This window comes from Paraburkholderia sp. HC6.4b (genome assembly GCF_014200875.1).
GTDB lineage: Bacteria > Pseudomonadota > Gammaproteobacteria > Burkholderiales > Burkholderiaceae > Paraburkholderia > Paraburkholderia tuberum.
In genome coordinates this window covers 376,559-396,016 of record NZ_JACHDC010000002.1, presented here as the reverse complement: position 1 = coordinate 396,016, position 19,458 = coordinate 376,559, and the positions used below count along the sequence as shown (strand labels likewise).

The 19,458-nt window shown below is 65.3% G+C and carries 19 protein-coding genes; 11 read left to right on the top strand and 8 right to left on the bottom strand.

The genetic code is table 11. The annotated features are described in order from the left end of the window. Positions 1 to 74: 74 nt before the first annotated feature. Positions 75 to 947, bottom strand: a complete 873-nt coding sequence (locus HDG34_RS04080; protein ID WP_184057918.1) for a GyrI-like domain-containing protein — start codon at positions 945 to 947, stop codon at positions 75 to 77. Positions 948 to 1,096: 149 nt separating this feature from the next. Between HDG34_RS04080 and HDG34_RS04075 the strand changes: the two genes are divergently transcribed. The 3 genes from HDG34_RS04075 to HDG34_RS04065 all read left to right on the top strand — a co-directional run bounded on the left by HDG34_RS04075 (position 1,097) and on the right by HDG34_RS04065 (position 2,781). Continuing rightward, positions 1,097 to 1,480 (top strand): hypothetical protein, encoded by a 384-nt coding sequence (locus tag HDG34_RS04075; RefSeq protein WP_184057915.1) that lies wholly within the window; start codon positions 1,097 to 1,099, stop codon positions 1,478 to 1,480. A gap of 251 nt (positions 1,481 to 1,731) precedes the next feature. Next, complete coding sequence (locus HDG34_RS04070) at positions 1,732 to 2,145, top strand: PQQ-binding-like beta-propeller repeat protein (RefSeq protein ID WP_184057913.1); 414 nt, start codon at positions 1,732 to 1,734, stop codon at positions 2,143 to 2,145. Between the two features lie 138 nt (positions 2,146 to 2,283). Further along, positions 2,284 to 2,781 (top strand): GNAT family N-acetyltransferase, encoded by a 498-nt coding sequence (locus HDG34_RS04065; RefSeq protein WP_184057911.1) that lies wholly within the window; start codon positions 2,284 to 2,286, stop codon positions 2,779 to 2,781. Positions 2,782 to 2,787: 6 nt separating this feature from the next. Here HDG34_RS04065 and HDG34_RS04060 read toward each other — a convergent pair whose 3' ends face one another. The 3 genes from HDG34_RS04060 to HDG34_RS04050 form a co-directional block, all read right to left on the bottom strand. Next, positions 2,788 to 3,180, bottom strand: coding sequence for a flavin reductase family protein (locus HDG34_RS04060; RefSeq protein WP_184057909.1), 393 nt, complete (start codon positions 3,178 to 3,180; stop codon positions 2,788 to 2,790). A gap of 183 nt (positions 3,181 to 3,363) precedes the next feature. Beyond that, on the bottom strand, positions 3,364 to 3,696 hold the full coding sequence (locus HDG34_RS04055) for a hypothetical protein (RefSeq protein ID WP_090810299.1): 333 nt from the start codon (positions 3,694 to 3,696) through the stop codon (positions 3,364 to 3,366). Between the two features lie 195 nt (positions 3,697 to 3,891). Beyond that, the gene (locus tag HDG34_RS04050) at positions 3,892 to 5,484 is read right to left on the bottom strand and encodes a PLP-dependent aminotransferase family protein (protein ID WP_184057907.1); all 1,593 of its coding nucleotides are present in this window, start codon (positions 5,482 to 5,484) and stop codon (positions 3,892 to 3,894) included. Positions 5,485 to 5,610: 126 nt separating this feature from the next. On the opposite strand from HDG34_RS04050, the gene HDG34_RS04045 reads away from it, so the two are divergent. The 8 genes from HDG34_RS04045 (at position 5,611) to HDG34_RS04010 (ending at position 16,179) form a co-directional block, all read left to right on the top strand. After that, entirely contained in the window at positions 5,611 to 6,345 is a 735-nt protein-coding gene (locus HDG34_RS04045) for a GNAT family N-acetyltransferase (protein WP_184057905.1), read from the top strand. A 312-nt stretch (positions 6,346 to 6,657) separates the two neighbouring features. Next, positions 6,658 to 8,229 carry an efflux transporter outer membrane subunit gene (locus HDG34_RS04040; protein ID WP_184057902.1) on the top strand — a complete coding sequence of 524 codons (1,572 nt, stop codon included), beginning with the start codon at positions 6,658 to 6,660 and terminating at the stop codon, positions 8,227 to 8,229. A 53-nt stretch (positions 8,230 to 8,282) separates the two neighbouring features. Further along, a complete protein-coding gene (locus tag HDG34_RS04035) occupies positions 8,283 to 9,434 on the top strand; it encodes an efflux RND transporter periplasmic adaptor subunit (RefSeq protein WP_184057900.1) in 1,152 nt (383 codons plus the stop codon). 16 nt (positions 9,435 to 9,450) lie between these two features. Next, the gene (locus HDG34_RS04030; protein WP_221309023.1) at positions 9,451 to 12,519 is read left to right on the top strand and encodes an efflux RND transporter permease subunit; all 3,069 of its coding nucleotides are present in this window, start codon (positions 9,451 to 9,453) and stop codon (positions 12,517 to 12,519) included. A gap of 51 nt (positions 12,520 to 12,570) precedes the next feature. After that, positions 12,571 to 13,548 carry an IS5 family transposase gene (locus HDG34_RS04025; protein ID WP_184057898.1) on the top strand — a complete coding sequence of 326 codons (978 nt, stop codon included), beginning with the start codon at positions 12,571 to 12,573 and terminating at the stop codon, positions 13,546 to 13,548. Between the two features lie 280 nt (positions 13,549 to 13,828). After that, positions 13,829 to 14,797 (top strand): zinc-binding alcohol dehydrogenase family protein, encoded by a 969-nt coding sequence (locus tag HDG34_RS04020; protein WP_184057896.1) that lies wholly within the window; start codon positions 13,829 to 13,831, stop codon positions 14,795 to 14,797. A 124-nt stretch (positions 14,798 to 14,921) separates the two neighbouring features. Next, complete coding sequence (locus HDG34_RS04015; RefSeq protein ID WP_184057894.1) at positions 14,922 to 15,509, top strand: DUF4337 domain-containing protein; 588 nt, start codon at positions 14,922 to 14,924, stop codon at positions 15,507 to 15,509. A gap of 52 nt (positions 15,510 to 15,561) precedes the next feature. Then, a complete protein-coding gene (locus HDG34_RS04010; RefSeq protein ID WP_184057892.1) occupies positions 15,562 to 16,179 on the top strand; it encodes a LysE family translocator in 618 nt (205 codons plus the stop codon). A gap of 39 nt (positions 16,180 to 16,218) precedes the next feature. Here HDG34_RS04010 and HDG34_RS04005 read toward each other — a convergent pair whose 3' ends face one another. From HDG34_RS04005 to HDG34_RS03990, 4 genes are all read right to left on the bottom strand, one after another. Then, the gene (locus tag HDG34_RS04005; protein WP_184057890.1) at positions 16,219 to 17,493 is read right to left on the bottom strand and encodes an RNA polymerase sigma factor; all 1,275 of its coding nucleotides are present in this window, start codon (positions 17,491 to 17,493) and stop codon (positions 16,219 to 16,221) included. Positions 17,494 to 17,573: 80 nt separating this feature from the next. After that, complete coding sequence (locus tag HDG34_RS04000; RefSeq protein ID WP_184057888.1) at positions 17,574 to 17,987, bottom strand: YciI family protein; 414 nt, start codon at positions 17,985 to 17,987, stop codon at positions 17,574 to 17,576. A gap of 179 nt (positions 17,988 to 18,166) precedes the next feature. Then, entirely contained in the window at positions 18,167 to 18,520 is a 354-nt protein-coding gene (locus HDG34_RS03995) for a YciI family protein (protein WP_090807928.1), read from the bottom strand. Between the two features lie 401 nt (positions 18,521 to 18,921). Then, positions 18,922 to 19,395: a hypothetical protein gene (locus HDG34_RS03990; protein ID WP_184057886.1), complete on the bottom strand. Its 474-nt coding sequence runs from the start codon at positions 19,393 to 19,395 to the stop codon at positions 18,922 to 18,924. Positions 19,396 to 19,458 lie beyond the last annotated feature (63 nt).

Genomic DNA, 19,458 nt, shown 5'->3' with positions numbered 1-19,458 from the left:
AGCATTCGCGAAGAATTGGGAGCGACTTGCTTCGCACTAGCAGGCATCTCACATGCTCATCACACCCATCCCAATCACACCAACGGAATGTAGATATCCGTCTGCCACTGATCCAGCGGCGTCTCAGGATAGACGCTGAGGTAGTGGAAAAACAGCGGATGGTCCCGCAACTCTTCCCCACTCGAAGGCAACCAGTCGCGATAGACCGGGTAGATCGTCTCGCCGATGTGGTCGGTCGATCCCGTGTGCCGAACCACCGCGCACCGTCCACCCTGCATCACGATCTCGCGCACGCCATAGAGATTCGGCGCGACCGGCTCGTCGATCTCTCCGCAGATATCGAAACGGAATTCATCCGCTGGCGCCGTGTCTGGATTGCCGTGCGGGACGCCGAAGGTCCGGCTCGACGCTACCGGTGATTGTCCGCTTTGAATACGCCAATCGATGAACTTGCGCGCACTTTCATTGACGAGTCCGGGCGAACCACAATGTTCGAGCGCGGCAACGCGGGTCTCCGAAAAATCGACGATTTTCACTTGCATGGTCAGTTTCCTCGAAACATAGGGAACAACAAAACTCGCACTCCAGAATTGCCATGTTGGATGTCGTCTAAACGCGCTCGGCGCCAAGCCGAACGCACGCTTGAACGCACGGCTGAAGGCTTCGGGACTGTCGAAGCCGGCGTCGAGCGCGGCATCGAGAACCGGGCACGACGCCTGCGACGCGAGGCGGCGGCCCGCGCGACGCAAGCGCATCAACTGCACGTAGCGTGCGACGGGCACACCGACATACGCGACAAACTGTCGATGAAAATGGAACATCGAGAAGTTTGCGATGCGGCTTAGCGCGTCGACCGACAGATCGCCCTCGAGGTTTGCATCGATATAGGCGAGAACGGCTTCGAAGCGCTTCGTGTAGGCAGCGGTGGCGTCTGTGTGAGCTAACATGGTCTGGATCGTGCGAGTTCCGATATGGTCGCCGAGGTTGGACACATCTTACCTAGCCGGACTTGCTCGATCTTCAATTGGCTTGCTGCCGAGCCTGGAGAATTTACGTAAACTTATCGTTCACCCGCGCTTCCTGAGATTGTCCGCCGATGCCCTCTTCGATCAGCAATTCGCTCCTGTGGATCTTCGACGCGTTCGAACGCGATCCGACGTATATGCGTCGGCGGATGTTTGGTAGCGACGCTGCGTATATCGATGGGCTGTTGTGCCTGGTTGCCGCCGATCGCGATAAGCCGTGGAATGGGCTGCTCGTCTGTACGTCGCGGGAACGCCATGCTGCTCTGATTACCGATATGCCTGCGTTGCAGCCTCACCCGGTGCTTGGGAAATGGCTTTACGTGCCGCAGGAGGATCCTGCGTTTGAAGACACTGTCGAGCAGTTGACGGCACTCGTGCTGGAGCGGGACCCGCGAGTGGGTGTCGAGCCTAAGCCGAAAAAGCGGCGCGATAAGTCGGTGTTGCCGGAGAGTTGAAGCGCGGCAGTGCCGTTTCGGTCTCTCTTCCTGTCCGAACGCGCGCTCAAGCCGGGCAATCATCCAATCAGCCGCGAATCGCACCACCCCGTCATACTCTCACCGACGAACCCGGCGGGGATGTAGAAGGGCATTCGATTGAAGGGGAGTTGCCGCGCTTTCATTGGTGACTACGCAAATTGCGGTCGGGCTTAAAGACCGCAAATAAGATTCGGCTTTGGCACACGCAAGTCGATTCAACCACCTATTCAATGGTCACGCAGTCTGCCGTCATCGCGAACGGTACGGCTTTCGTAGGAACCACATCGAACGAAGAACTGATGGCCGCCTATGTCCCTCCGCCTGCCAGGCAGTGGAGTTTCCGCGGCAGCGTCGTCGCACTCGATGTCGCGACCGGCGCAGTGAAGTGGACCACGCCGGACCCGCTCGGAAGCCGCGCGCAGGCAGCCGTCAGTGTCGCCAATGGCGTGGTCTTCGGATGCAATCTCGACTACACGAATGGCACGATGTACGCGCTCGATTCTTCCAATGGAAAAGTCCTGTGGTCATTCAATAGCGGGGGTGCATGCAATGCCGGGCCGGCCATTGCGGACGGCGTGGTGTTCTGGGGCTCTGGCTCGACGAGTGGACCGGGGCCGCTGAAATTGTTCGCCTTCGGTCTGTAGGAAACGCCCGAGGCCCCGTCCGTTCGCGGCGGGGCCTTTGGCTCTTTGCTACGATGTGAGTCTGTTCCGAAGCCGGCGCATTTGGCGCCTAGCGCCCGCCGGCCGGCAGTCATCACCGAACTCACCGAGCACTAGACCTTGACGATCCACATCCGCCCCGCCACCGCTTCCGACGCCCCCCTGATCCTGCGCTTCATCGCCGAACTCGCGATCTACGAAAAAGCCGAGCACGAAGTCGTCGCCGGCGTCGAAGACATCGAGAAGAGCCTGTTTTCCGAGGGCGCGCCCGCGAAAGCACTGATCTGCGAAATGAACGGCGAGCCAGTCGGTTTTTGCGTGTACTTCTTTTCGTATTCGACGTGGCTCGGCAAACAGGGGCTTTATCTGGAAGACCTGTACGTATCGCCCGCATCGCGTGGCAGCGGCGCGGGCAAACAGATGCTGCGCCATCTCGCGCAAATCGCCTGCGAAACGGGCTGCGGCCGATTCGAATGGAGCGTGCTCGACTGGAACGAGCCGGCCATCGGCTTCTACAAGTCGATCGGCGCGAATCCGCAAAGCGAATGGGTACGTTATCGTCTCGCCGGCGACGCGCTCAAAGCATTCGCCGAAGGCGAAACCGAACGGAGCACCTAAGCCCGGTCACTGCGCGGACGCCGCGACGGGCACCAACTCGAATGCATCGCCCGTCGCGAAGAAGGTACCGCCGGCCACGTAATGGCATGTGCGCAGGTCGGGATCGTCGTTGTCGAGTTCGACGCTCGCGTGCGTGCCGACCGCGAGCGTTTGCGCGGCGAAACCGCGGCTCGGCAACTGCAGCCCGAACACGCCGCTCGCTTCGATCAGGCGACGCGTCAGCGTGCGGCTATCCACGACCACCACCACCTTCGGCGGATTGAAGTCGAGCGGCATCGCCCATGACGCGGCCATCACGTTCGATCGACCATCGTGTGCGCTCGTGATCAGCGTGACGGGTCCGTGATTGAGCAGTTGAGTCGCGCGCGACAATTCCACGGTTTCTCGGGTGGCGTTCATAGCATCGTGATGGCGTCGAAAGGATGACGCTGATTGTAGCGGGCGGGACAAATGCGGTGCGGCGCAGGGCCGAGCGATACGAGAGCGATTCGAACCACGCGCGGATGGCGGCCGAATCGAGTTGCCGGGCGGCGGCCCACAAGCCGCCACCCGACCGGACTTCAAACGAATTTCAAGGGACCCTCAATGCGGCGCCTTGCCGTTCGGCACCGCATTGAGCGGCTTGTGCTGCTCTTCGCCGAGTCCCGGGAAGAACGCGTTCCAGGCGGCGCGCACGCCTTGCGCCGCGGTGGCTTCGGCGCCGACCGACTCGGCCGCGCCGTCCGCGGCTTTCGAGGGATCGGCGCACAGGCCGCGCCAGTGCGTGAATACGAGCAACGGCTTTTCGGTCCACACGCCGTCGCCAAATTTCGCAAACGCCGTGTCCCCGCTCGCCAACTGCACTTCGTACCAGCCTTCGCGTACGGGCGTATGGATGGCAAGGTCAAACCACGGGGTCGGTTCGATTTCCTTCATGTCGTCTCCGGTCGGATAGATCGTCATCGATAACCACACTGAACGCATTGTTCGTGCCCATCGCCGGCGCCACACCCGCCGCGCGACGGGACGGGCAACCGCGGCACATGCGGGCAAACCAGCACGTCGGAACTGCGAAGTCGCCGCGCATACGACACGATAGCGCGACATGGGCCAGGCGGACAAACGTAAAACTTACATGCCCGGAGTGGCGGGCGGGCGGCGTGGCGGGGTGGGTTTTTTGCGGGACCGGACGACGGTTTTTCCGCCCCGTTTTGACGCGCGCTTCGCAGCCGGTCGCGCCTCGCCCTCCATCTCCCGCACCACCTCCGCCAGCGCTTTCACCGCGGGTCCCAAGCGCTCCGCCTCGGTATTGCCATACCCGATCACGAGCCCGTTCGTCTGCTCCGACGCCCCGATCGAAAACCCCGACAGCGCGCGCGGACTCAACCCCAACGCCTGCGCCCGCGCCGTGAGCGCGCGATCGTCGAGCGACGCCGGCAGCCGCAGCGTCAGATGCATGCCGCAATCGCCGCCAAGAATCGTCGCCGCCGGAAAATGCTCGGCCAGCGCGTCGCGCAGCGCCTGCTGCCGCTCGCGGTACAGCCGCCGCATCCGCCCGAGATGCCGCCCGAATTCGCCGCTTTCGATGAAATGCGCGAGCGCCAGCTGCTCCAGCCGATGCCCGCCGCGCAGCATCTCTTGCAGCGCAACAGCGGCGTGCGCGGCGATCGCGCGAGGCAGCACGACGAAGCCGATGCGCAGCGCCGGAAACATCGTCTTGCTGAACGAGCCGACGTACAGCACGGGCGCCGCGTCGACGAGCCCCTGCATGCTCGCGATCGGCTCGCCGGTGTGACGCACCTCGCCGTCGTAATCGTCCTCGATCAGCCATGCGCCGCAGCGCCGCGCCTCGGCAATCAGCGCAAGCCGCCGCGCCACCGACAGCACCGCGCCGGTCGGATACTGATGCGCGGGAGACGTGTAGATCAGTTTCGGCGGATGCGTGTGCCACGCGTCGGCCGGCACGGCCATGCCTTCGGCGTCGACGGGAATCGGCAGCATGCGCAAGTCGCCCGCGTTGAAAGCGGCCTTCGCGCCGCGATAGCCGGGGTCCTCGATCCATGCGATATCGCCGGGATTGGTCAGCAGTCGCACGCACAGGTTCAGCGCCTCCTGCGCGCCCTCGGTGATCACGACCTGCGAGCCATCGCAGCGCACGCCGCGCGCCATCCGCAGATGCGCGGCGATCGCGTCGCGCAGCGCGGGCTCGCCGGCCGGCGTGCCGTAGCCGAGCGCGCGTGGTAGTGCGCGCTCCATCGCACGTTCGAGCGCGCGCCGCCACGCGGCAAGCGGGAAACGGTCGAGCGCGGGCGTGCCGGGGGTCAGCGCGTACCCGTTGTCGGCGTGATTGTGCGACGCCGCGAACTGCTCGACGCGCGCCGCATATACGACCTCCGGCGCGGCCGACGCCGCCGCCCGCTCGCCGCGCGCGGCGGGGCTCGACAGCGGGCTCACGCGCGTGCCCTGGCGATCGGCGATGACGTAGCCGACCGCGGCGAGATGCTCGTAAGCGATCACGACCGTGTTACGCGACACGCCCATTTCGGCGGCGAGCAGCCGCGACGACGGTAGCAGCGACCCGGCCGGCAGACGACCGGCGAGAATCGCCTGCTGCAGACGTTCGATCAGTTGCTTTTGCAGCGGCGCGGGCCGCTTGGCCCCGCTGGCGCCGCGCGCGGCGAACGCGTCGTCCGCATGGACGAGCGGTCCGATGATTTCGATCATGGTGGCTGGATCTATCGAATAAGTATGTCGTGGATCTTTTGAACATACCACGTTTGCCGTATCGTTCCTGCATCGACACGCATCGGCATCCTCCGGCATCGCTCATTCATCGACGGGAGAACAGACATGGAACCCACACGTAACGCCTACGGCCAGCCAATCGGCGCACCCCTGCCCGGCTGGCACGGCGCGCAGCCGCCGGGCCGCGAGCCGCTGAGCGGCCGCTATTGCCGGCTCGAAGCAGTCGACGTCGAGCGCCACGCGGCCGACCTCTTCGACGCGTACGGCTCGGCCACCGACGGCCGCGACTGGACCTATCTGGCGGTCGGCCCGTTCGACAGTCTCGCGGCCTATCGTGAGCGTCTGACGCAGATGGCGGCATCGAAAGATCCGCTGCACTACGCGGTCATCGACCTGGCGACGGGCAAGCCGGTCGGCACGCTCTCGCTGATGCGGATCGATCCGGCCAACGGCGTGATCGAAGTCGGCCACGTCACGTATTCGCCGCGGCTCAAGCGCACGCGCATCGCGACCGATGCGATGTACCTGCTGCTAGGCGAAGTGTTCGACAAGCTCGGTTATCGGCGCTTCGAATGGAAATGCGATTCGCTGAACGAGCCGTCGCGCAAGGCCGCGTTGCGCTATGGATTTACGTTCGAGGGGATCTTCCGGCAGGCGATCGTCTATCGCGAGCGCAATCGCGACACGGCGTGGTTTTCGATCATCGACAGCGAGTGGCCGGCATTGCGCTCGTGCTATGAGCGCTGGCTCGACGCCGGCAATTTCGATGCGCAAGGGCAGCAGGTCGAGCGGCTCGCCGATCTGATCGCGCAGCGCCGAGCGGCGGACGAGGCCCGGTAAAACCAGACGATCGATAACCAGGCAACAGCTCGACCAGTTCGCCAAGCGCGATGCCGAGCCAACCGCGTGCCCGAATCCGTGAAATTGTCGTGAATACCGCTCCGGGCGTGGCAGACAGCGGCAGCACCGCCTGCCATCACCGCCCTCCTACGTGATCTCGTATCCACCTTCGTCCGCCAGCGAACGCGAGGCCAAGCGCGGTTCGCGCCGTGCATGGTAAATTCCAGCGTCGGCAAGACAACTCCAAGAACGTTCGGGTGCCCTGAACATCTTCGTCCGGTCCACCCGCCATTGGCGATACAAGGTAGATCGATGATCGACTTGAGTCAGCGTATTGTCTGGCGGCGCCTCTACGTTGCGCTGTGCAGCTGCGTCGCGCTGGCCGGCTGCATGGTCGGCCCCGACTACCACGCGCCGCCCGCGCCGGCCACCGACACCTTCACCACCACGCCGCTGCCCGACCAGACCGCCTCCGCGCCCGGCCCCGCAGGCCTGCCGCAGCGTTTCGCGCCGGCCCAGGACATTCCCGCCGCGTGGTGGACGCTGTTTCATTGCGAGCCGCTCGACGCGCTGATCCGCGAGGCGATCGCCAACAGTCCGAACATGGCCGCCGCGCAGGCGGCGTTGCGACAGGCTCGCGAGAATTACACGGCGCAAGCCGGCGGCACCTTGCTGCCGAGCGTCGACGCGCAACTGAGCGCCACGCGCGAAAAGATCAACGGCATCGCGTTCGGCGAGCCCGGCCTCGTCGAGGAATTCAATCTCTACAACGCGTCGGTCAACGTCTCGTACAAGCTGGACGTGTTCGGCGGCGCGCGGCGCGAACTCGAAGCGCTGCATGCGCAGATCGACTATCAGCGCTTCCAGCTGCAGGCCGCCTATCTCACGATATCGGCCAACATCGTGACCGCGGCGGTCAAGGAAGCGTCGGTGCGCGCGCAGATCGACGCGACCGAGCGGATCGCTACCGAGGAAGAGCAGCAGCTGAACGTGCTCGACCAGCAATTCTCACTCGGCGGCGTGAGCCGCACGGCCGTGCTCGCGCAGGAAACGCTGCTCGCGCAGACCCGCGCGACGCTGCCGCCGCTGCAACAGCAGCTCGATCAGGCGCGCCATCAGCTTGCGGTACTCGCCGGCAAGCTGCCGAGCGATACCTCGGTGCCCGACTTCACGCTCGACATGTTCTCGCTGCCCGACACGCTGCCCGTGAGCCTGCCGTCGTCGCTGGTGCACCAGCGCCCCGACATCCTTGCCGCCGACGCCACGCTGCATCAGGCGAGCGCGCAGGTCGGCGTCGCGACCGCGGCGATGTATCCGCAGATCACGCTGTCCGCGAGCTACGGCGCCGAAGCGTTGACGCCCGCGCAGGTGCTCAGGGCCGGCAGCACGATCTGGAGCATCGGCGCGGGCTTGCTGCAACCGGTCTTTCACGGCGGCCAGCTGAGCGCGCAGAAGCGCGCGGCCGAGGCCGCCTACGAGCAGGCCGGCGCGCAATACCGCGAGACGGTGCTGCTCGCGTTCCAGAACGTTGCGGACACGCTGCGCGCGCTCGAACACGACGCAACCGGCCTCAAGGCGCAGACCGACGCGTCGCGCGCCGCGAGCGATTCGCTCGAACTGACGCGCGGACAGTATCACGTCGGCGGTGTCAGCTACCTCGCGCTGCTCGACGCGCAACGCCAGTATCAGCAAACGGTCGTGAGTCTCGCGCAGGCACAGGCCGCGCGTTACGCCGATACGGCGGCGCTGTTCCAGGCGCTCGGCGGCGGCTGGTGGAATGCCGCCGCGCCCGAGTCCGCGGCTGCGCCGGCCGCCGCGTCGGCGAGCGCGTCGAACACGTCGTCGCCATCAGCAACGACGGCAACCGCCACAACGCCACATTGACCGTGCCCTGACGCAACCCCAGCCCTCGCCCCAAGCCGAGCAAGGACATCACGATGGCCGAAAGAAAACCGATGACAAAGCGGATGGTGATCATGTTGATCAGCGTCGGCCTGCTGCTCGCCGCGCTGGTCGGCTTCAACCTGTTCCGCGCGCACATGTTCGCGAAGTTCATGACGGCCAACACCGCGCCGCCCGCCACGGTCTCGGCGGTGGTGGTCCACTATCAGTCGTGGCAGCCGCAGCTCGCGGCGGTCGGCAGCCTGCGCGCGGTGCGCGGCGTAGACGTGACGACCGAAGTCGCCGGCCTCGTGCGCGAGGTCGCGTTCGTGTCGGGACAGGAAGCGAAAGCCGGACAGATCCTCGTGCGACTCAACGCCGACAGCGACGTCGCACTGCTGCAATCGCTGCAGGCCGCGGCCCAACTCGCGCAGACGGTCTACGAGCGCGACCGCGCGCAGTACGACATCAAGGCGATCGCGAAGGCGCAGCTCGACGCCGATGCGGCCGACCTCAAGGGCAAGAAGGCGCAGGTCGCGCAACAGCAGGCGCTCGTCGACAAGAAGACGATTCGCGCGCCGTTCGCGGGGCGCCTCGGCATCACGACGATCAATCCGGGGCAATACCTGAATCCCGGCGACGCGATCGTCACGCTGCAAGCCATCGATCCGATCTACGCCGACTTCTCGGTACCGCAACAACAGCTCGGCCAGCTCGCGATCGGCGCGACCGTCAGCGTCGACACCAACGCGTACAGCGGGAAAACCTTCACCGGCAAGATCCAGTCGGTGAACCCGAAAATCGACAGCGCGACGCGCAACGTACAGATCGAGGCGAGCGTCGACAATCGCGAGCGCAAGCTGCTGCCCGGCATGTACGCGAACGTGAAGATCGACTCGGGCGCCGAACAGCGCTACCTGACCCTGCCGCAAACGGCGATCACCTACAACCCGTACGGCGCGACCGTGTTCGTCGTGAAGCCCGGCACGCAGCCCAACGCGCAGGGCAAGACGCTGCCCGTCGCGCAGCAGGTGTTCGTAACGCCGGGGCCGACGCGCGGCGACCAGGTGGCGATTCTGAAGGGCATCGACGACGGCACGCAGGTCGTGACGAGCGGCCAGATCAAGCTCAAGAACGGCACGCCGCTGATCATCGACAACCGCGTGAAGCCGTCGGACAGTCCGAATCCGACGCCGCAGGAACAATAAGCGAGGCCGCCCGATCATGTTCACGGACATCTTCATTCGCCGGCCGGTACTCGCCTCGGTCGTGAGCCTGCTGATCCTCGTGCTCGGGTTGCGCGCGCTCGCGGTGCTGAAGGTCAGCCAGTATCCGCAGACCGAGAACGCGGTCGTCACGATCACGACGGCCTACTATGGCGCGAACTCGGACACCATCGCCGGCTTCATCACGCAGCCGCTCGAAGCGGCGATCGCGCAGGCACAGGGCATCGACTACATGTCGTCGACGAGCATCACGGGCGTGTCGACGATCATCGCGACGCTACGTCTGAACTACGATGCGAACCGCGCGCTGACCGAGATCAACACGCAGATCGGCTCGGTGCGCAACCAGTTGCCGCCGCAGGCGCAGCAGCCGGTGCTGACGGTGCAGACCGGGCAGACCACCGACGCGATGTACATGGGCTTCTACAGCAGCGTGCTGCCGAGCAACAACGTCACCGATTACCTGCTGCGCGTGGTCAAGCCCAAGCTCGATTCGATCCAGGGCGTGCAGACCGCGGAAGTGCTGGGCGGCCGGCAGTTCGCGATGCGCGCGTGGCTCGACTCGGCGCGGCTCGCCGCGCACGGCGTGAGCGCGAGCGACGTGTACACCGCGCTCGGCAACAACAACTATCTCGCCACGCTCGGCACGACGAAGGGGCAAATGGTCAGCGTCGACCTGGAAGCGGGCACGGACCTGCATACCGTCGACGACTTCAAGCAGCTCGTCGTCAAGCAGAAGAACGGCTCGATCGTGCGTCTCGAGGATGTCGCGAACGTCGTGCTCGGCGCCGACAGCTACGACTTCAACGTCGCGTTCAGCGGCAAGCGGTCGGTGTTCATCGGCATCAAGGTCGCGCCGGACGCGAACATTCTCGACGTAGCCAAGCGCGTGAAAACCGTGTTTCCCGATCTGCAGAAGCAGTTTCCGACCGGCATGACGGGCGACATCGTTTATGACGCGACCGACTTCGTCAACACCGCGATCAGGGAAGTGATCAAAACGCTCGTCGAAGCGCTCGTGATCGTGACCGTCGTGATCTTCCTGTTTCTCGGCAGCTTCCGCGCGGTGATCGTGCCGTTGATCGCGATGCCGTTGTCGCTGATCGGCACGTTCTTCGTGATGCAGGTGCTCGGCTATTCGATCAATCTGCTCACGCTGCTGGCACTCGTGCTCGCGATCGGGCTCGTCGTGGACGACGCGATCATCGTCGTCGAGAACGTCGATCGGCACATGAAGCACGAAGGCAGGACACCGTTCGACGCCGCGCTGATCGCCGCTCGCGAACTGGGCGGCCCGATCGTCGCGATGACCGTCGTGCTGATCGCCGTGTACGCGCCGATCGGCTTCCAGGGCGGGCTGACGGGCGCGCTCTTCACCGAATTCGCGTTCACGCTCGCGGGCGCGGTGACGGTATCGGGCGTAATCGCACTCACGCTGTCGCCGATGATGTGCTCGCGCTTCTTCCGCGCCGCGCAGGAGTCGGGCCGCTTCGCGCGTTTCGTCGACCGCCAGTTCGAGCGCGTGCATCGCGGCTACGGCCGCCTGTTGCATGCGACGCTCGATACCTGGCCCGTGTTCGTGATCATGGGCGCGCTACTGCTGTGCGGCACGGTGTATCTGTTCATGACCTCGAAGTCGGAACTCGCGCCGCAGGAAGACCAGGGCATCGTGCTCTCGCAGATCATCGGGCCGCCCAACGCGACGATCCAGCAGATGCAGACCTACGCGGACCAGGTGTTCGATGCTTCGAAGACACTGCCCGAATATTCGCAGATGTTCCAGCTCACGGGCTCGCCGACTGTCAACCGGGGCATCGGCGGCGTGCTGTTCAAGACCTGGGATCAGCGCGGCAAGAACGCGACCGTGCTGCAGCAGGAGTTGCAGCAGAAGTGGAATCAGATCGCGGGCGCGCGCGTCGCGGCGTTCCAGTTTCCGCCGCTGCCGGGCGCGCAGGGCTTGCCGGTGCAGTTCGTGATCAGCACGACCGAGCCGTTCGAAAACCTCAACGAGGTGTCGCAAGCAGTGCTGGAAAAAGCGCGCGAGAGCGGCATGTTCTTCTTCGTCGATAGCGACCTGAAAATCGACAAGCCGGAAGTGACGCTCGTCGTCGATCGCGACAAGGTGGCCTCGCTCGGGCTGTCGCAAAGCGACGTCGGACAGGCGCTCGGGTCGGCGCTGGGCGGCGGCTACGTCAACTACTTCTCGATTGCGGGACGCTCGTACAAGGTGATTCCGCAGGTGTTGCAGATCGACCGGCTCAATCCGTCGCAAGTGCTCGACTACTATCTGCGTACGCCGGACGGCAACGTGATTCCGGCGTCGACGATCGCGCATCTGCGGCACAGCGTCGTGCCCGAATCGATCAACCACTTCCAGCAGTTGAACTCGGCGACGATCTCCGGCGTGATCGTGCCGGGCGTATCGCAAGGCCAGGTGCTCGATTTTCTGCGCAAGGCGACCGCGCAGGTCGCGCCGGCCGGCTATTCAGCCGATTACTCGGGAGAGTCGCGCCAGTTCGTGCAGGAGTCGGGCGGCTTCGTCATCACACTGCTGCTCGCGACGATCATCGTGTTCCTCGCGCTCGCGGCGCAATTTGAAAGTTTCCGTGATCCGATCGTGATCCTGATCTCGGTGCCGATGGCGCTGTTCGGCGCGCTGATCTTCATCAACATCGGCCTGACGACGCTGAACATCTACACGCAGGTCGGCCTCGTCACGCTGATGGGGCTCGTCAGCAAGCACGGCATTCTGATCGTGCAGTTCGCGAACGAATTGCAGCGCGCGGGCCGCGCGAAGCGCGAAGCGGTCGAGGAAGCGGCGGGCGTGCGGCTGCGCCCGATCCTGATGACGACCGCGGCGATGGTGCTCGGTGTGGTGCCGCTCGTGATCGCGTCGGGCGCGGGCGCGGCGGGCCGCAACGCAATGGGGCTCGTGATCTTCACCGGGATGTCGATCGGCACGCTGTTCACGTTGTTCGTCGTGCCGGCGATGTACATGTTTCTGGCCGCCGAACACCAGCGGCATGCTCAGGCGCCGAAGGCCGACGAGGCGGGTCAGGCGGGTTAGGGCTACGCTGAAAAAGGTCAACGCCGTTGGGCGGTAAGACGTTAAATGCGGATGAAACAACAGACCCTTGCGATGGCGGCCGATCAAGGCGCCGGATTCGAACAGTACCGTCGGCCAACCAAACGTGATGTGTTCCTTGAGACGATGGAGCAGATCGTACCGTGGACGCAGTTGTGCGAGGTTGTCGAGCCGCACTATCCGAAGGGGCAAGGCGGGCGCCCGCCAGTTGGGCTGGAGCGCATGCTGCGCATGCACTTTGTGCAGCACTGGTTCAACCTGGCGGATGAAGCCTGCGAGGAAGCGCTGCTGGACAGCACCGCATTGCGGCGATTCGTTGGGATTGACCTGGGGCGCGAGCGCGTTCCCGATGGCACGACGCTGTTGAAGTTTCGCCGGCTGCTGGAGCGCAACAAGCTCGGCGAGCAGTTGTTCGCCGAGGTCGGCGAGGTACTGCAAGGGCACGGCCTGAAGGTTGGCACCGGCACCATCGTGGATGCCACCATCATCGGTGCGCCCAGTTCCACGAAGAACGCGGACAAGGCGCGAGACCCCGAAATGCATCAGACGAGGAAGGGCCAGCAGTGGTACTTCGGCATGAAGCTGCACATCGGCGTGGATAGTCAGACGGGGCTGGCACACAGCGCGGTAGTGACGGCTGCGAACGTGCATGACAAGCATCCGCTGCCGGCTCTGCTGCATGGCGCCGAGCGGCGTGTGTACGGTGACAGCGCGTATGCGAGCCAGAAGGAACTCATCGCCAGCAAGGCACCGCAAGCGAAGGACTTTACCAACCAGCGTGTGCGCAGGCGAAGTGGTGAGGTCGATGACACCAGACGCTCGAAGAACCGCAACAAGTCGAAGATACGTGCGCGGGTCGAGCACGTCTTTGCGGTGGTCAAGCGGCTGTGGGGTTTCGTCAAGGTGCGCTATCGCGGCCTGGCGAAGAACGCCACGCGCGCCTTCACCGCACTGGCGTTGAGCAACATCTACATGAGCCGCGAGCGGCTCATGGCACAGGTGCGTCCATGATGGGCCAAAGTGGGTCGAGAGACCCGCTTGCAAGGCCCTTCAGGGCAAGAAAATCGAACCAATCGCGTCGCTGATCTCGCATTCCGACATTCAGCAGCAAACCGTCGCCGAAAACGGCGGCTTCTTCAGCGTAGCCTTAGAGCCTGGGTGATCGCGTACCCGGCGCGCGGGTTGTTGTCCGAAATCTGAAAGCCGTCGTCCTGATGCCTTTACTCGCATCACTTAGACTACGGTGCATTCGCTGCGCAACGCGGCGCAAGACCAACCGGAGCCACGCACGATGAAAGCGATCCAGTTCAAATCTTTTGGCAACCCCGAAGTGCTCGAATACGTCGATCTGCCGACGCCGCAGGCCGACGCGGAGCGTGCGGTCGTGCGGGTCATGGCGGCCTCGGTCAATCCGAGCGACGTGAAGAACGTGTCCGGCCATTTCGAACATACGGTGCTGCCGCGCACGCCGGGGCGCGACTTCAGCGGCGTGGTGGTGGACGGCCCGGCCGCGTGGCTCGACGCCGAGGTGTGGGGGACCGGCGGCGACATCGGCTTCACGCGCGACGGCACGCACGCCGAGTACCTCAGCATTCCGGTCGCGGCGCTGTCGCGCAAGCCCGTGGCGTTGAGCCACGTCGAGGCGGCGGCCATCGGCGTGAACTTCGTGGTCGCATGGCTCGGCAGCGTCGAATACGCAAAGTTGCAGGCCGGCGAGACCGTTGCCGTGCTTGGCGCGAGCGGCGGTGTCGGTGGCGCGGTCGTGCAGATCGCGAAAGCGCGAGGCGCGCGCGTGATCGCCGTCGACCGCCGCCCGCTCGATCCCGCCACGCCCGCGGGCCGCCTGATCGACGCCTACGTGGCGTTCGACGAACACGCGGCCGCACGCGTGCGCGAGCTGACCGGCGGCGCGGGCGCGGAAGTCGTGTACGACACGGTAGGCGGTGTCGCGTTCGAGACCGCGCTGAGTCTCGCGAAGCGGCGCGGCCGCGTGCTCGAAATCAGCGGGACCGGCAAGCGCCGCGTCGAGTTCGATCTGATCGACTTCTATCACAACGAGACGCAATTGCTCGGCGTCGACAGCGCGAAGCTCGGCGTCGCGGAATCGGCGCCGCTGATGACGGCGCTCGTCGAGGGCTTCGACAACGGCAAGCTGAGCGGCCCGGCGATCGCGCAGGAATTCCCGCTCGCCCGCGCGCGCGAAGCCTACGAGGCGGTCGCTGCCGGCACGCGCGGGCGCGTCGTGATTCGCATGCAATAACCGTCCCTCTGGCACAGTGCATTGAAGCTGCGGCCTCCGGGCGTCCGCGACACGCTAAGATTGAGGCCGCCGGGCGCCCGCGCCGTCCGGGGAGAACGACAAAAGCATTGCCTCGGAGAATCTGATGTCTGAAGAATATGAAGTGCACGGTCCGCACGACCATGCCGTCGAACACGCCGGCCACGCCGCGCATCACGACGCCGATCCGTTCGCGAGCCGCATGGCCGTGATGACCGCGATCCTCGCGACGATCGGCGCGCTGTGCGCGTACCAGAGCGGCAACGCCGAAAACCTCGCGCTGTTCTTCAAGAACGAAGCCGCGATCAAGAAGACCGAAGCGTCGAACCAGTGGAGCTACTACCAGGCGAAGGGCGAAAAGGAAAACCTCGCGGAACTCGGCGCGGCGCTGTCGGCGCCCAATAGCGACGCGCACGCGAAGTTCGTCGCCGACGTCGAGAAATACAAGCAGCAGAAGGAGCCGATCCGCGCGAACGCAGAAGCGATCGAAAAACAGGTCGTCGCCGCCGATACGCGCAGCGAAACGCTGTTGCACGGCCATCATCGCTGGGCTCAGGCGACGCTGCTGATTCAGGTCGCGATTGCGCTGTGCGCGATCACGCTGCTCACGCGCAAGAACTGGCTGCGCAATCTGTCGTACCTCGTCGCGGGAGTGGGCGTCTTGACCGCGGGCACGGCGTTTTTCGGGCTATGAGCGGGATGCTCGCGTTACTTTTCACCCAGAGCTTTGCAATCGGGAGCGTGTCGTGATCGATGGGTCCGCCGTGGTCGGCGTGTTTTCCGTGTATGTCGCGGGCGTGGTGAGTCCAGGCCCGAACTTCGTCGCGGTCGCGCACAAGGCGGCTTCGGCGACGCGCATCGAAGCGCTCGCGATGGTCGCCGGCATCGTGCTCGTCAATCTGTTCTGGGCCAGCTGCGCGATTCTTGGCGTCGGCATCGTGTTCGCCGCGTTCCCGTGGCTCGCGCTCGTGGTCAGGATCGTGGGCGCGTGTTACCTGCTGTGGTTCGGCGGGCGGCTGATCTTCAATGCCTCGGCGGCGCGGCAAGCGGTGCTCGTCAAGGCACCGGCGGGCGGCTTCAGGCAGGCGTTCGCGCAGGGCTTCGCGACCAACATCGCGAATCCGAAGTCGATGGCGTTTTTTGCCGCGGTGTTTTCGTCGGCGGCGCCAGCGCATGTGAGCACCGGCACGTTCGCCGCGATGCTCGGCATGGTGTTCGTCGTCGCGAGCAGCTGGTATGGGTTCGTCGCGCTGGCGCTGTCGCATCAGCGCATCGCGTCGGCTTATCGGCGCGGCAAGATGTGGGTGGATCGTGTGTGCGGCGGCTTGATCGTTGCTTTGGGGGTGCGGCAACTGATTCGTTGAGGCGGCCCTGACGTGTGCGTGAGCACCAATGTGCCAGCCTCAATCCGCGAGCCCGCGCGCACGCTCCAGCAACAACTCGCGCTCGCGCGTATTGCGCGTCATCGCCGCGGCGCGCTCGAACTCCACGCGGGCTTCATCGGCGCGTCCAAGCTTGACCAGCAGATCGCCGCGCACGCTCGGCAGCCAGTGATAATTCGCGAGCGCCGAACCGGCAGCAAGCGCATCGACGATCTCGAGTCCGGCCGCCGGCCCGAACGCCATCCCCACCGCGACCGCGCGATTCAACTCCGCTACCGGCGACGGCGCGACCTGCGCCAGCGCATCGTAGAGCGCGACGATCTGCGCCCAGTCGGTGTCCTCGGCGCGGCGCGCTCGCGCATGGCACGCGGCGAGCGCCGCCTGCAACGCATACGGCCCGCTCTCGCCGCCGAGCGCATGCGCGTTGTCCAGCGCCGCGAGGCCGCGGCGAATCAGCAGCGGGTCCCAGCGGCTGCGATCCTGATCGAGCAGCAGTACCGGACGCCCCTGGGCGTCGGTGCGCGCGTGCGTACGCGACGCCTGAATCTCCATCAGCGCGACGAGACCTTGGACCTCGCTCTCGTCGGCGACGAGTCCGCTCAACACGCGCCCAAGCCGCAACGCCTCCTCACATAGCGTCGGGCGCATCCAGTCGTCGCCGGCCGTGGCCGAATAACCTTCGTTGAAAATCAGGTAGATCACCTGCAGCACCGACGCGAGCCGCGCCGCGCGCGCGTCCGCCTGCGGCACCTCGAACGGCACGCGCGCCGCCGACAGCGTGCGTTTCGCGCGCACGATCCGCTGCGCGATGGTCGGCTCCGGCACGAGAAACGCGCGCGCGATTTCGTCGGTGGTGAGGCCGCCGAGCAGGCGCAGCGTCAGCGCGACGCGCGCATCGGTCGACAGCACCGGATGGCACGCGGTGAAGATGAGCCGCAGCAGATCGTCGCCGATGTCGTCGGCGCGCGCGGCGTCGAGCGCATCGACGAAATCGGGCACCACGTGCGCTTCGATCGCGTCGAGATCGTGGCCGAGCTCCTCGCGCTTGCGCGCATGCAGCGCTTCCTGGCGCAGGCGATCGAGCGCGCGGTTCTTCGCGGCGGTCATCAGCCACGCTCCGGGGTTGTCGGGCACGCCCGCGTCCGGCCAATGCTCGAGCGCGGCCACCAGCGCGTCCTGCGCGAGTTCCTCGGCGAGTCCCACGTCGCGCACGATCCGCGCGACGTGAGCGATGACCTTCGCGGATTCGATCCGCCAGACAGCGTCGATCGCACGATGGGTGGCCTGTATCGTCACGGCGTCAGCCTTCACCTGCTGCCGGCGGTTGCGCGGTCAGGAACATGTACGCGGGCTCCCAGACATAGTCCATCAAAAAATCAGCGGCGATCTTCTTCGAGCTTGTGAAAGCGCTCGACTTCCGGCCCCGCCTCGAAGTCGTCGAGTTCGAACAGCTGCCGCACTTCGATTTCGCCATCGGCGTGCTCACCGAACGGCGCCGGAAAACGCCGCGCCCATTCCATCGCCTCGTCGCGCGAGCGCACCTGGATCAACGTGTAGCCCGCGATCAGCTCCTTGGTCTCCACGAACGGCCCGTCCACGATGCTCCGTTTGCCGCCGCTATAGCGCACGCGCCAGCCTTTCGAGCTCGGCTGCAGGCCCGTCGCGTCGAGCAGCACGCCGGCCTTTGCGAGTTCTTCGTGGTAGGCGCCCATGGCGGCGATCAGCGACGGTTCGGGCATCTCGCCGGCTTCGCTCGCGGCCGTGGCTTTGACGATGATCATGAATCGCATGTCGTTGCTCCTTGTTGTTAGTGGTTGGTCGTGAGTGGATTCTTGTGAATCGCCTGGCGGAGCCACGCCGGCTCGCCCCTTACTCACACGACGCGCGATGCACGGTCCGATCGACACGCGCGGCGGTCCCGACATCCCAGGGAAAACACCGAAGCTGGTGAAGTGGGAGTCACGCGTGCCTAGATGAAGCACGGTCCGAGCTTGCGCACCTCGACCGTGCACCACGACGCCGCCGGGCAGGTTTGCGCGATCGCCACGGCCTCTTCACGGCTGTCGCAGTTCAACAGAAAGAAGCCGCCGATCATCTCCTTCGCCTCGGCGAACGGCCCGTCGACGAGCTTCGATTGGCCATGGCGGACCTGCACGCGCACGGCGTCCTTCTGCGAAGTCAGTGACTCGACCGCGAGCAGCTTGCCGCGCGCTTTCAGGTTCTCGGAGAAACGCACCATCTGGTCGTAGAGGTCGCGGCCCGCGGCTTCGGCGCGCTCCTCGCGTTGGTCCGTTGGTTCGACGATCAGCAGCATGTAGGACATGATGTCTCCGATAGGGCTCGGTTGTATGCGCGCGTCGGCATCGCAACGACGCCAGCGACGCCTGGCCTCGGCGGTATGCAGGAGGTACGCAAGCAGTTGGCGGCAAGCAGGCGCAGCCAGTCTAGCAAGCGGGAATCGCAGCGGCAAACGCGCCCGGCGGGACTTCTACGGACACTCGTAACAAGCCGCGCCACGCGCATCAGCCGGCCTCGCGCGACACGTCGATGCCGCTTTCAATGTGTCCGGAATCCATTTACGTCCGCGCTGAAACGGTCGTATCAGCCGTTCGACGAAACGCAGCGCAGCGGGCAGCCACTCGCTCGGGCTCGCCGATAGCGCATTGAGCGCAGCGCCGGTGACCCGCGACGCTTTCGAAATGCCCGCCGCTAGATGCGTGCCGCTCAAACCGCCGCTTCCGCCAGCGCCCGCAGTCGCGCGGAACGCATCAAACCTTCGATCATTTTCGCTTCCGCGCTCGCCAGCTCGCTTAGCGACGCCGCCGACAACTGTCCGTCGAAAATCGCTAGCGCCGCGCACAGACGTGCGTAGTCGTCGTCTTCGAGCGACCAGCGGCCAGACTGGCGCTCGCGCACATCGAGCCGCACCATCGCCGCATGCGCGCTTTCGATGTCGGCGCGCGCGTCGGCGCCCCGTCCGGCATGCACAAGTTCCTGCGACACCAGCAAATGCCGGCTCAGCGTCGTGTGCAGAATGCGCGCGCCGTGGCCGCGGCGGAATGCATCGAGCGCGGCGTAGGCCTGCAACAGCATGGTCTGCGTGACCGGCGCGTGCGCGGTGCGGCTCTGGGTCAGAGAACGCAATAACGGGGACATGGCCGTGCGGCCGGGCTTGTGAACTCGCGACTTGCTGGGCATCGATTCAACCTCCTTCTTTCGGCAGCGCGCCCGGACTTCGGCACGCGACGGCGGCAAACGCCG